The sequence below is a fragment of the Mesorhizobium sp. LSHC412B00 genome (assembly GCF_000503035.1).
In the GTDB taxonomy this organism is placed as follows: domain Bacteria; phylum Pseudomonadota; class Alphaproteobacteria; order Rhizobiales; family Rhizobiaceae; genus Mesorhizobium.
In genome coordinates this window covers 560,942-574,254 of sequence record NZ_AYWB01000001.1, presented here as the reverse complement: position 1 = coordinate 574,254, position 13,313 = coordinate 560,942, and the positions used below count along the sequence as shown (strand labels likewise).

General features: G+C 60.7%; 9 protein-coding genes. 5 read left to right on the top strand and 4 right to left on the bottom strand.

What is annotated here, in order from left to right; all coding sequences use genetic code 11:
* Nucleotides 1–26 precede the first annotated feature (26 nt).
* Complete coding sequence (locus tag X757_RS0133230) at nucleotides 27–1,067, bottom strand: hypothetical protein (protein WP_023725125.1); 1,041 nt, start codon at nucleotides 1,065–1,067, stop codon at nucleotides 27–29.
* Nucleotides 1,068–1,674: 607 nt separating this feature from the next.
* On the opposite strand from X757_RS0133230, the gene wecB reads away from it, so the two are divergent.
* Genes wecB through X757_RS161895 form a run of 3 tightly spaced genes read left to right on the top strand, consistent with a single transcriptional unit; the run spans nucleotide 1,675 to nucleotide 4,959 of the window.
* The gene (wecB, locus tag X757_RS161885; RefSeq protein ID WP_023671798.1) at nucleotides 1,675–2,829 is read left to right on the top strand and encodes a non-hydrolyzing UDP-N-acetylglucosamine 2-epimerase; all 1,155 of its coding nucleotides are present in this window, start codon (nucleotides 1,675–1,677) and stop codon (nucleotides 2,827–2,829) included.
* Nucleotides 2,822–4,159 (top strand): UDP-N-acetyl-D-mannosamine dehydrogenase, encoded by a 1,338-nt coding sequence (gene wecC / locus X757_RS161890; RefSeq protein ID WP_023725123.1) that lies wholly within the window; start codon nucleotides 2,822–2,824, stop codon nucleotides 4,157–4,159. The genes wecB and wecC overlap by 8 nt, the downstream gene beginning before the upstream one ends.
* A complete protein-coding gene (locus X757_RS161895) occupies nucleotides 4,156–4,959 on the top strand; it encodes a WecB/TagA/CpsF family glycosyltransferase (RefSeq protein WP_023725122.1) in 804 nt (267 codons plus the stop codon). Before wecC ends, X757_RS161895 begins: the two co-directional genes overlap by 4 nt.
* 40 nt (nucleotides 4,960–4,999) lie before the next feature.
* On the opposite strand, the gene X757_RS161900 is transcribed toward X757_RS161895, so the two are convergent.
* Nucleotides 5,000–6,439: a lipopolysaccharide biosynthesis protein gene (locus X757_RS161900; RefSeq protein ID WP_023671801.1), complete on the bottom strand. Its 1,440-nt coding sequence runs from the start codon at nucleotides 6,437–6,439 to the stop codon at nucleotides 5,000–5,002.
* A 168-nt stretch (nucleotides 6,440–6,607) separates the two neighbouring features.
* Here X757_RS161900 and X757_RS161905 point away from each other — a divergent pair, with 168 nt between their 5' ends.
* Entirely contained in the window at nucleotides 6,608–7,726 is a 1,119-nt protein-coding gene (locus X757_RS161905; protein ID WP_031251013.1) for a glycosyltransferase family 4 protein, read from the top strand.
* A gap of 18 nt (nucleotides 7,727–7,744) precedes the next feature.
* Here X757_RS161905 and asnB read toward each other — a convergent pair whose 3' ends face one another.
* Both asnB and X757_RS161915 read right to left on the bottom strand, forming a co-directional pair.
* Nucleotides 7,745–9,634 (bottom strand): asparagine synthase (glutamine-hydrolyzing), encoded by a 1,890-nt coding sequence (gene asnB, locus X757_RS161910; RefSeq protein WP_023703936.1) that lies wholly within the window; start codon nucleotides 9,632–9,634, stop codon nucleotides 7,745–7,747.
* Between the two features lie 221 nt (nucleotides 9,635–9,855).
* The gene (locus X757_RS161915) at nucleotides 9,856–11,097 is read right to left on the bottom strand and encodes a glycoside hydrolase family 5 protein (RefSeq protein ID WP_031195904.1); all 1,242 of its coding nucleotides are present in this window, start codon (nucleotides 11,095–11,097) and stop codon (nucleotides 9,856–9,858) included.
* A gap of 16 nt (nucleotides 11,098–11,113) precedes the next feature.
* On the opposite strand from X757_RS161915, the gene X757_RS161920 reads away from it, so the two are divergent.
* Complete coding sequence (locus tag X757_RS161920; RefSeq protein WP_023691686.1) at nucleotides 11,114–13,120, top strand: heparinase II/III-family protein; 2,007 nt, start codon at nucleotides 11,114–11,116, stop codon at nucleotides 13,118–13,120.
* The last annotated feature ends 193 nt before the right edge of the window (nucleotides 13,121–13,313 follow it).

The following is a 13,313-nucleotide window of genomic DNA, read 5'->3' as shown; positions in this document are numbered from 1 at the left end:
GACGGTCACGGCTTTCAGCGCTTCAGTCAGCCCGCGCTGTCCACGACCTCGACATTGCCGGCGCGGTTAAGCGTATGAATGCCCGTGCGTGCCCATGCCGGACCCGCGCCGATCGGCCGGGGCGAGGCGAAGCGGACATCGGACGCGTCGAGTCGCTCAAGCTGCATCAGCCCCAGACCACCGCCATAGGCCCTCGCTCCGTTCTGCACCGGCAGCACCAGGGCATCGTCCTGGCGGATAAAGGCGCCGCCCGGCCGGGTGGCCGAATGATCGACGGCAATGGGATTGAGCGGATGGGCGACCCATGGCCCGCGCAGCGAGGGCGCGCAATAGACCGCCATCGTGTCCGACGCGCTGCCGTAGCCGAACCGCTCCGTTCCAACCAGCCAGAAGCGACCGTCGGATTCGAGCAGCGTCGCGTCGTTGAAATCCCTGTCCGCCATCAGCACCGTGTCGCGGACCCAGCGGTCGGGAAACTGCGCGGCGCGATAGAGCACAAGTTCGCGAGCCGAACCACTTTCGGGGATCATGAAAATCTCGCCATCGTGTGCGAACACCTGCGGATACGACAGGTGGTGCGCTTCCTCCAATACAACCCTTGGAACACCGAAAGTGCCATCGTCACCGAGCTCGGCGACGGAAATCACGCCGCGACTCGTCGCGTAGGGGAATTCCTCGACAAACAGATGATGGCGGCGGTCGGCCTCGAAGACGAACGGGTCGGCATAGAAGCGTTGGCCATCGTCCGGCAGGACTGTGAACGGTTTGCCGTCGAGTTGCCCGGTTTCGGCGATGCCTGGTCCGTCGATCACCCGATAGGCAACCTGCCAATAGAAGGGGCGTCGTCCCCGCCTGATTTTTTGCACGGCGCGATCGATCAAAGCCCTGCCAAAAAAGGGCACATAGTGTCGAACAAAACTGTCGTTCTTCAGGATCGGCACCGGGTTGTCGCTTACCGGCACAAGCTTGCCCGCAAAGAAGCGGGCGACGGTTTGCATGATCAGCGACATGGCGCCGGCGAGCAGGTCGTTGCAGCTTCGGGATAGCCAGAGCCTGTCTGCCAGCATCGGTCTAGCCTGGGCCACGACAACGCCATCGAGGCGAGCGCCAAGTTCAGGCAATTGTCCGCTCGCCAACATTGCGGCAACGCCGGCTGGAAAGCTGTTGCGACCGCAAAATTCGAGCCTCAGGACTGGCGCGTCTTGCCCCGTTGCGCTGGCAGTGAGATCTATGACGAGGTCCGGAGGGCCGCGATCGATGGGCGGCAACGGCTCGGACCGGCCCGCCAGCGAGGGACCGAAACGCCGGCTCTCGATCGCCAAGACAGTGTCCAGCCCCCGAGCGGTTGGCGCCGGCGCCGGCGCGTGGCAACTCGAGACCACGTAACCTGCCGCATCCAACCGCATAAAAAGCTCATTTTCCCAGCGCCGGGATCCGACGGCGTGGCCGATGATTAAAATATTAGTCAACCCAAGTTATTCTCGTTAAAGCAAAAATGGCTTGCTCTGGTATCTTTCCCCACAGTTCCTGGCAAGGGTTGCCCAAGGGGGGCTGCGGACTCTAGCGTTAATCATACGTTAATTTTTTTGAACACGAAGGCGGTTCAGGGCGCTATTGTTAGGCTGAAAGCACATGTCAGCCGGGCGCCCACGCTTTCGGTGACCAGGGTCAACCATGAACGCCGTTTCACATCCGAGATTGCCCTCAAGGCGAAAACTGCTGATCGTGTTCGGCACGAGGCCGGAGGCGCTCAAATGTTTTCCGGTGGCGCGCGCCGCGCTCGCCCATCCAGGCTTTACCACGGAAATATGTGTGACGGGCCAGCATCGCGAGATGGTCGATCAGGTCATTGAATTGACGGGCCTGCCGGTGCACTACGATCTCAACATCATGCAGCCAGGTCAGACGTTGTTCGACGTGACCTCGCGCGTGCTCCTCGGAATGGCGGGGGTGCTGGAGAAGGCGAAGCCGGACATCGTCATCGTCCAGGGCGACACAACCACCGCGATGACCGCGGCTCTAGCTGCCTTCTACAAGCGGATTCCGGTTGCCCATATCGAGGCGGGATTGCGCAGCCACAACATCAACTCTCCCTTTCCGGAGGAACTGAACCGCAAGATTGCCGGCAACATCGCCACTTGGCATTTTGCGCCGACCACCGAGGCGCGCGACAATCTCATCGCCGAAGGAAAGGCTGCGAACACCATCTTCGTAACCGGCAATACCGTGATCGACACGCTGCTGCATTTCTCCAGCGAGATCGATGCCGACAAGCTGATGAACGCCAAGCTCGCCGCTCGTTTCCCCTTCATCGATCCGACCAAGAAAATGATCCTCGTCACCGGTCATCGCCGTGAGAATTTCGATGGCGGCATCCAGAGGATCTGCACCGCGCTGAAGGCATTGTCGGCGCGCAGGGATGTGCAGATCATCTACCCGGTCCATCCCAACCCGAATGTGCGCTCCGTGGTCGACGCCGAAATCGGGACGGTGCCGAACATCCACCTGATCGACCCGCAGGACTATTTGCCGTTCCTGTACCTGCAGAAACAGAGCTACCTGGTGTTGACCGACAGCGGCGGCGTGCAGGAAGAGGCGCCTTCACTCGGCAAGCCGGTGCTGGTGATGCGGGAAAACACGGAGCGACCCGAAGGGATCGCCGCTGGTACTGCCCGGCTGGTCGGTACCGATATCGAAAAAATTCTGGCCAATGCCAATAGCCTGCTCGATGATGAGAGCGTCTATCGCGGCATGGCGGAGAGGCACAACCCATACGGCGATGGCCAAGCTGCGACCCGGATCGTTGAGGAATTGCTGAATCATGGCTGAAATCAAAACCGTTTCCGTTATCGGCATGGGCTATATCGGCCTGCCGACCTGCGCCATTTTTGCCAGCCGCGGACTCGAAGTCATCGGTATCGATATCAATGAGGCGGTGGTCGCGAAGGTCAACCGCGGCGAAATCCACATCATCGAACCGGACCTGGATGGTTTGATCCAGAAAGTCGTCGCCAATGGCAAGCTCAAGGCATTCAGCACGCCTCAGCCGGCCGATGCCTATATTATTGCCGTTCCAACTCCGATCACCCCGGACCGCAAGCCGGATGTCAGCTACGTGCTTGCGGCAGCGCGAAGCATCGCTCCGGTGCTAAAACGGGACGACCTGGTGGTGCTGGAATCAACGTCGCCGGTCGGCACGACGCGCGTCATGACAGCGCTGCTCGCGGAACTGCGACCCGATCTCAAATTTCCCGTTGCGCATGGCGAGGAAGCTGACGTCCTGGTCGCCTACTCTCCCGAGCGCGTGCTGCCGGGAAAGGTGCTGACCGAGCTGATCAACAATGATCGCTCGATCGGCGGACTGTCCCGAAAGTCTTCGGAGCGGACAGCGGCACTCTATTCAAGCTTCGTCGCCGGCGACCTGTTCATAACCCAGGCCGAAAGCGCGGAACTGGTTAAGCTGACCGAAAATGCGTTCCGCGATGTCAATATCGCCTTCGCCAATGAGCTTGCGGCGGTGTGCCAGGATCTATCGCTCAACGTCTGGGAGGTAATCGATCTCGCCAACCGGCATCCTCGCGTGAACATCCTGCAGCCGAGCCCGGGCGTGGGCGGCCACTGCATTGCGATCGATCCGTATTTTATCATCGACGCCGCACCGAACAATACGCGGCTGATCAGTTCGGCACGGCGCATCAATTCCGAGCGACCCTTGTCGGTGGTCAGGGACATCGAGGCATTGCTCGACCCGACCCGCAACCAGACGATCGCCTGTCTTGGCCTCAGCTTCAAACCCAATATCGACGATATGCGCGAGAGCCCGGCTGTCGAGGTTGTTAAGCTTCTGTCCAAGATTCCCAATATCAAGATCGTCGCTGCCGAGCCCAATGCGCGTCAGTTGCCACACGAGCTCGAGGGCAGCGGCATCATGTTCACCGATGCACTTTCCGCTATTGACCAATCCGATATCGTCGTCCTGCTGGTCGACCATCGACAATTCAATCTGATCGATCCCGAAGCGCTCAAGGACAAGAAGCTCGTCGACACACGGGGCCTGTGGACCTGGCGCAAGGCGCGCAAGCCCGACGCCCGCATCGAAGGCAAGAAATCCGAAATGGAACGCTCGCAGTCTCTCGCTCGCACCGGAGAAGCGGCATGAACTCGCATGACCCGGCATGGGCGCAACACTCCCTATTGGCATCACGCCGCCGCGAGTTTCTCGGTGCGACCATCCATGCGCTGACCATGGCCGAGACGCTGGCCATCGCAGACGAGGCGATGGCGACGCGGCGACCGCTTCATCATGTTGTCGTGAACGTCGCCAAGCTTGTGAACATGCGCAAGAATGCCGAACTGCGCGAGGATGTCGTCGGGGCGGATATGGTCAATGTCGACGGCAAAGGCGTGCTTTGGGGCGCGCGGCTCTGCGGCGTCGAGTTGCCGGAGCGTGTGACCGGCGTCGACGTCATGATCAACCTGCTTGCGCTGTGCGCCAAGCGTGGCTATCGCCCCTACCTTTTGGGCGCTGAACAGCACATTCTCGACGCAGTTGAAAGCCGACTTGCCAGAGATCATCCGAGCCTGGCCATTGCCGGCCGGCGCAATGGGTATTTCAAGGCGGAGGAAGAGGCCGCGATCGTCGAGGCCATCAACGCTTCAGGTGCCGACTGCCTGTTTGTGGCGATGCCGACGCCGAGCAAGGAGCGCTTTCTCAAGCGCTATCGCGACGTACTCGCTCCGAGTTTCGTCATGGGCGTGGGCGGCAGCTTCGACGTCTATGGTGGAAAGGTCGCCCGGGCACCGAAACTGGTTCAGGCGGCCGGCCTGGAGTGGCTGTTCCGCGTGGCGCAGGAGCCGCGACGCTTGTGGCGCCGCTACTACGATACCAACACCGCCTATGCACTGCTGCTGTGGCGTGAGTTCTGGTCTCGCCGGGGACGCCGAAACGTCAATCCGTAAGCTCGCGACTTTCAGACAAGCATGCCTCATAGCGCGGGATTTATGCGATCCGGAGCCGTGCCCTTAGCTTGCCGATGAAATGCGTCACGGCCGCGGGGTGAAACAACCAGGTCAGTCCCAGGAAAGCCGCAGCGCCGGCGACGCCGCCCGCCGCGAGCGGAAAGATCGCCGGCATATAGCCCAGCGCAGTGCTGGCGAGGCTGGCGGCCAATCCGGTGCAGATAGAAATTATGATTGAGACAGCGATGTCGCGCCAGGGCACCGGCACCGGCGTGAGCCTCTCGGCGATGACGATGCAGGCTGCAAGACCTGCCAGCGATCCGCCCGCCAACGCCAACGCCGCGCCAACCTCCGCCATGGTGGGAATCAACAGAAAAGACAGTGAAATCGTTGCCACCGAGCCGAAGGAATTGGCGATGATCAGCAACCACGGCCGCTTATGTGCGTGCACCACGACGCCATAAACGAAGCTTGTGAGATTGGCACAAAGAACGCTGAAGGCGATGATCGGGAACAGCAGGCCGAAGCGACCATGATATTCCGCGGGCAGCAGGAGTCGCGTGATGTCGCCGCTGAGCGCGATAAGCATTGCTGCGACCGGCAGGCAAAGGCGTATCATCAAGGCCATGAGTTGCGACAACAACCGCCCGGACGCCTCGGATCCCTCTTCGTCGAAGCGGCTGACCACTTCTGGAAATGCGCCCATGTTGATTGCGTTGGCGACCATATCGATCGGCTGCCGAGCCAATGCGTAGGCGGCTGCGAAGACGGCCACCGCGCCGGCATCGTAGTAGAGCTTGAGGAAGACGCGTTCAGCGCTGTTGAGACCGAAACCGACCAGCGCCATGATGACCAGGGGCACGCCGAGGGCAAAAAACTCCTTGTGGGTGAAGCGCGGCGGGCCGCCAATAACGCGCCCGGATGCCACCACGCACGCCACGATGCCGGCAATCAGCACGGCGAGGCTCGAGCCGAGCGATACCGTCAGAAACGAGCGTTGGAAGATAAGGATGGCGGCGATCGGCAAGGCGAGTTGCAGCAGGCCGCGCAGATATTCAAGCATCGAATAGAGGGAATGACGCTGCTGCATTTGCAGCACCGTCAACGCGAACCGGCTGATGGAGCCGGCAATCAGATAGCTGCAGACGGCGATTGCAAATTCGATCCAGCGCTCCGGCACGATCACCGCCGAGGCGATCACGGATATGATCAGGGCCAGCACCGTGGTGACAAGCAATACCTGTCCGGCAAGCATCAGGCTGCCACGGCTGACGTCGCCTTTTCCGCCAAGCCGCAACAAGGCAATGCGCAGCCAGTTGGTAACGGCAACATCCGTCATTTCGCCCACGGTGACCACCAGGGTCAGCAGGCCATACTCCGTCTGGTCGATCAGCCGCGTCATGACGACCAGCAGGAGCAGAGCGGAAACCCGCGTCAGCAGAATAGCTGGGCCATAGATGAGTGTGGAACGGAGCAGCAAAGGGTTGTTCCCGGAAAATTTGCCGTCGATTAATCGTTGACCGACGGGAATTCCAGCATGATGACGGCAAAGGGTGAACGGATACAGTTTGAACCAAAAGATTTGTCGTAAACCTTTTTTGGAACGTTTGCTTTAGGGTCACCCGGCATCCGCAATCCAAATGGTGTCATGTTGCAGCGTCTCGCCCACAATAGAAAAATACATGTCTTGGTCGCAACGCCCTCGGGCGTTTCGGGACAAGGCGGCATCGACCGGATCATGGGGGCGCTGAAGCAGGAGTTCGAACGGCAAGAGATCGCCGACATCGATCTGCGCTTTCTTTCCAGCCGTGGCCCGGGACATGTCGGGCTTTCGATCTTCTACATGCTTGGTTTTTGCGCGCGGATGCTTGCGGCCCGCCTCGACAGACGCGCCGACGTCATTCACATCAATATATCGGTCTCCGGCAGCACCTATCGCAAGATGATGATCGCCGGCTGCGCCAGGCTGTTGTCGATACCATATGTCCTTCATCTGCATGGGGCGCAGTATCAGACATTCTGGAAAGATGATCATAGTTTCATGAGCCGCCGTATCAGGGCTCTGTTCGAGCATGCCGGCCGGGTGATTGTCCTGGGGGGGCTTTGGCGCGATTTCGTCGCCAGCCGGGCACCGGCGAACGGCGGCAATATTGTCATCGTTCCCAACGCCACGGCAGTTCCTTCCCTGGCGCATGTCGGCGGAGGCGATCACGTGCACATCCTGTTCCTCGGCCGCATCGGCGAGCGAAAGGGCGTGCCGCAGTTGGGCGAGGCGCTGGAGCGGATGAAACATCTCAGGGGTTGGCGTGCCACGATCGCCGGCGATGGTGAGGTCGAGCCGGCACGAGCGAGGTCGGTCGCTCTAGGGATTGCCGACCGTATTGCTTTTCCGGGCTGGGTGGGACCTGACGAGGTCGCATCACTGATCGCTTCGGCCGATATTCTGGTGCTCCCCTCGTTCGCCGAAAATCTGCCAATGTCGGTGATCGAAGGCATGGCGGCCGGCCTGGCTGTCGTGGCCACCCCGGTTGGCGCGGTCGAGGACATCATCACCCACGAACAATCCGGTCTGTTGGTGCCGCCCGGCGATGTGGCGGCGTTGACCGAGGCGTTAACTCGGCTGGTCGAGGATACGGCGCTGCGCGCGCGGCTTGGCGCCGCCGCCATGGCGGTGCACCGGGAAAGGCTTGAGCTTGCACCGTTTGTCGACGCGATCTGCGATGTCTGGAGATCGGTCGCGTCCGAGGCGCGATCGGTCAAGCGCTGACGCTGTCCTTCATTGTCGTCACTGCGGCGGGCCAAGCGCGAATTCGCGGTGGAATATCTCCAGGTTCAAAAGCGCCCATATCAGTTTTTCGTGGTCCGCGGCGCGCTCGGCGTGCTCCCTGACAATCTGGTCCAGCTTCTTGGCGCTCAAATAGCTACGGATGACCGAATGGGACGAACACAGATGGTCCCGTACATAATCGCTCATCGGCCCGCGGAACCATTCGGCGACGGGCACCTTGAAGCCGATCTTTGGGCGGTTGAGGACCTCGTCGGGAACCATGCCGGCCATGCAGTCGCGCAGGATCTGTTTGCTGTGCAGGAAGCCCAGCCTGTAACGATCGGGCAGTTGGCTGACGAAGGAAACCAGATCGCGATCAAGGAATGGCATTCGCCCCTCGATTGAACCGGCCATCATCACTCGGTCGCCCCGTTCCAAGAGGTTGTCGGGCAACCACGATGTCTGATCAAAAAACAACACACGGCGCAGATGAGATTCCGTCACACTCGAAGAGAACGGGAAATCGTTGCAGTCATGGCCGCAAGTGGCCAACCCACCGAGGAGCGAATCGCGTTCCCGCGCCGTCATGGCTCCAAACCAGGAGATCATCCGGGTGGCAAAGTCCCGTTCACCCGCGCTTCGGGCAAATGTATCGAACTTGGCCGATGCGCCGGGCAATGCGCGCATCAAAGGGGCGAGGAGATTGTTGTGAAGCGACGCTGGAACAAGTGACCGGTAGACACCCGCCAGAGACTCTGCGCGATGTTTGGGGTAGCCGCCGAGAATCTCGTCCGCACCTTCGCCCGTAAGCACCATCTTGACGTCCTGCGAGGCTCGAACCGACATCAGGTAAATTGGAATGTCCGTACTTTGTGAAACAGGTGCCCCCCGATGGCGGACCATCTTGGGCAGATGATTCATCAGGTCATCCGCCTGGATGACGATTTCGCAATGATCGGTCTTGAAATGATCGGCGACGCGCCGGGCGAATGGAAGCTCGCTGTAAGCCTGTTCGCTGAAACCGACCGAAAACGTACGAATGGGGTTGTCGCTGTGCCTGGTCATCAGGGCAACGATTGCCGACGAGTCGAGGCCCCCGGACAGAAAGGCGCCAAACGGCGCATCACTGCGCATCCTGATCTCGACAGAACGGTCGAGCAATTCCAGAAATCGCCGCTTGGCGGTTCCTGGATCGATATCCGCTGTCAGATCGGTCTGATCCGGGGGCGCATAGTAGCGCGTTTCCGTTACTTCCCCTTGCGACCACACAGCGTAGCTTCCCGGGTTGAGCTTGCGGATCTGTTTGAAAAGCGTCCGCGGTCCAGGCACGTAACGCCAGGTCAGATACTCGCGCACTCCATCCAGATCGAGCTGCTGGCCATCTGGCTGCGCAGACAACAACGCGCTGATCTCCGAGGCAAACGACAGCAAATTTCTGCCTTGCATGAGGTAAAGGGGTTTTTTTCCAAAGGGGTCGCGAGCGAGGATCAATTCGCGCCGTTGAGCGTCCCACAGCGCAAAAGCGAACATCCCGCTCAATCGGTCGAACATGGCCAGGCGCCACTGGTCATAAGCCCTGAGCAGCACTTCCGTGTCGGAGCGTGTGCGAAAACGGTGGCCGAGACCGATCAACTCCTCACGCAACTCGATGTAGTTGTATATTTCGCCGTTGAAAATAATCCGGAGCCGTCCGTCCTCGGTCTGCATCGGCTGATTTGAATCGGCGTTTAAGTCAATAATCGCCAGGCGGCGATGCACCAATGCCAACTGGTCCTCGCCTGTGTTCAGGTCCAGGAGTTCGATGCCTTCGGCATCGGGACCACGATGCTGCAAGGCATTCGACATCCCGGCGGCCCGATCTTGTGGCTTCTCGACCCTGCGCCCAATCCAGCCGGCAATTCCGCACATTCTTTCCCTTGGCCCTCTTTCCCTTGTTTGCGTATGATTGAGGACACCATCTACAGCGAATATATTAAATAGCTGCTCGGTGGAGTGATTTTAAAACTGAGCCTGATTTGGTTCGATCAGGCTCTCTCGGCTGCAACTGGAGACGACAGTCCTTGGGTTTCACGCGATTGATCGCCAGCAACCACGCAGACCGCTCGAGCCGATCCTGACGCGATGACGAGTTATGGCAGGCCCAGTGCCCGCAACATCTCCCGGTCCGGGATCGCAGGCCCCTTGGGTTGGATAACACTCATTCCGTAAGGATTGGAGAATTCCCAGGCCGACCACGGCATCGCGAAGCGTTCCGCCTCTCTGCGCACTGCCATGAGATAGCGCAGGCGATCAGCATCGAAAGCTCCCATGCGGCCATCCGCAGACATCAAGATAACGCCGAATTCGCCCACGAACAGGCGTCGGCTCGCTATGCCATGGGCTTCAGCCCAGTCGACCGCCTGACGGAAACCCGCTTCGAGCTGGCTCTGCCCCCAATTCTGCTCAAAGTATCGGGCGATCGTTTCACGCGCCGAGGCCATGTTCATCACCTCTTCGATCTGGCTCAAGCCGGCGGCGTCCATCTGCGCCTTGAGGGTTTCGGCGACCACTTCGGGCGTGCTGGCGTCGGCAGGCCAGGGAAGGCCGGAGGAGAAAGCGTTCTTGTCATCGGCCCGCTGGTGCGTGAAGCTGTGCGGATCATACATGTGGAAGCTGTAATAGACGTTGGGGTCGTCGAAGTTGGGGTCCAGGTTGACCAGTCCCGCGATGCTCCCGCCGCAGGCGCCGGTCGCGACGATGGTGAGTTCGCTGCTGACGGCGCGAATATCGCGAACCGTGCCTGCCATGATCCGCTGCCAGTCATCGCTGCCGCTTGAATCGCACGGGTAGTAGGCGGGCTCGTTATAGGGCTCGAGGGCGACCTTGTCGGCGCCAATTTTGATCAGCATGGCAGCCACCGCCACTACCATTTTGCGATAGCGGGCAACACCCTCGCTGTCGGCCCCGCCATAGATCATTTCCATGCTGTAGGCCGGAACCTGGCTGACGCCATGCAGATCGAAAACCACCTTGAGCCCGCTTGAAACGACCCGCTGCACCGCAGCGGCAAGCATGTCCAGCGCCTGTTGTCGTTTGGCGCCCTCGCTGGCAAGCAGAGGGCCAGGGTCGACACTCAGCCGGACAAAGTCGAAGCCCATGGATCGAATGCGATCAAACTGGTCGCCGTCCGGCCAATCGGTGAGCGGCCTGCCGCCCGCAAGCCATTCCTTCTCGCTGCGATAGGGCGGCCATTTGTAGGAACCATCTTTCTCCACCGGCGACCAGTTGAGCCATTCATGGACGCCGACGCCGCGCTCAAGCGGGATCGGCGCCGCCTCGGCTGACATAGCCATGCCAAGCGCGCACGCTATGACGTAGACAACTTTTCTCATCGCAAAACTCCGCGTCATGGCCGAAGATATTAACCGCGGGAACGGAAAAGAGGATGCCGCCACACGCTTTTTCGACGGGATGGTGTATGAGGATCAAAATCTTGGCGGAGCGCGGATGAGGGTCGGGTGGTATTTCAACCGATTGCGCAGCATGGAGTTGGCCGAGATATTGCATCGGTTGGACGAGCAGCGCCGGAGGACCGTTTCGCGCCGCCGCGACAACGGCTGGCAGCGCTATGCGTCGCCGCAGTTGCACCCGGTGCTGCACGGATTGCGGAATGCTGTGCCGGCCGCTGCGACACCAGCCCAGCGGCAAGCTATCGAGGCGGCTGCGCAAAACACTCTTCGAGGCCAGTTTTCAGCACTTGGGCAGACCTGGCCACAGCGAGACCCCTATACTCTCTTTCCACCCGAGCTCTGGCGCCTTGATCCGGTGACCGGCCGGCTTTGGCCGGGCCCCAAGACCCATACTTTCGATATCGATTTTCGCCATGCCACCGGCCGTGGCGATGTAAAATATGTTTGGGAAATCAACCGGCTGCAGCAACTGCCGCCACTGGCTGCCCATCTGCTTCTCACCGGCGATGATCAATCCCGTGCGGCCATCGAGGCGGCGATCGAGAGCTGGCATTTCGCCAACCCACCATTTCGGGGCGTTGGCTGGGCCTCGGGCATCGAGGTCGCGCTACGAGCCATCAGCCTGATTGTCACGCTCGACCTCGTCGGCGAGCGGCTTGGCGCGGCGACGCGAGAAAAAGTCGGTGAAATACTGGCGGCAAGCGCCTATTGGCTGCCGCGGTTTCCCTCCCGTTTTTCGTCCGCCAACAACCATCTCGTCGCGGAACTGGCTGGCGAATATCTGATCGGTCTGGCTTTCGGGGCCGAGGTGGCTCGCGAGTCGCTCCTGGCTGAGGTGCTCAAACAGATCCTGGCCGATGGCGCCGGGGCCGAGCAGACCCCGACCTACGCCGCCTTCAGTGCCGAGCTTTTCCTGCTGTGCGCTGCGGCGGCGCGCCAGGCCGGACTGCCTTTTCCCCAGCCCGTCGAAGCGCGTTTGGCCGCTTTCGCCAATTTCGCAGGCTGGCTCCCGCCGAAAGCCAGCGGCTTCGGCGACAATGATGAAGGCCGCGTGATCACGCTGGGGGGCGAAACCGATTATGTCGGATCGGTCGCGGCCGCCATCCATGGTTTTCTACGGATGCCGGGCAGGGCACCGGAGCCCGGCGATTTTCGCGCGCTTTTCTTCGGCGCGCCACCGCGGCCGGCGCCGGTGCCGGATGGATTGCATACGTTCACGCAAGGCGGGCTCTCCGTCTGGCGCGGCGAGATGAATGGTCGCAACGTCCATCTGACATACGACCACGGCCCGCTGGGCTACCTTTCGATAGCGGCGCACGGTCATGCCGACGCGCTGTCGCTCACCCTGTGCATTGACGGCGATCCGGTGCTGGTCGACCCCGGCACATGGCTCTATGGTTCGGGGGGAGGCTGGCGCGACTGGTTCCGCTCGACGCCGGCGCACAACACGCTGAACCTAGAGGGTAAAAGCCAAAGCATCATCTCCGGGGCGTTCAACTGGTCGCACAAGGCGGTTGCGACATTGGTGGAGAGCGAGCCGGGGCCGCACTGGAGGCTGTGTGCCCGACATGACGGGTACAAAGGCCGCTTCGGCGTTGTGCATCAACGCGCCGTGACACGCGATGGCGACGGCATCCTCGTGACCGACCAACTGCTCGGCGGCAGCCGCGTCGCTGAGATCGTCTTCCAACTCGCCGCCGACCTCCACGCCAACAGGGATGGAAACATTGTCACGATATTGCGCGGCGCTGAACCTTTGATGACTATCCACTTTCCAGACGCAGCGATCCACATCCGTTCCGGCGGCGACACACCGGGCCAAGGCGGCTGGGTTTCGCCGCGTTTTGGTGCAAGGCAGCCAGCCGAACGCCTCGCATGGCGTGGCCAAGTAGGCGAAAAGGGAGTAGTCATCCGGCTCGCGCCAAGTCCGCCGCAGACCCGATAACCGGCAGGTTGCAGGCGCAGCGTTCGACATTAATTACGTTCAGATATTTAGCGGTTTTGACACCGTTGATCTGCTAATTTGGCCATGATTGTTCTGCCAGTCGCATCCCGATACACAGTTGCGGGCAGCATATGATGGGCCTGGCAATATGTGCTTCGCGACGAGCCGGATCGCCATTTCACCACCTAGGAGC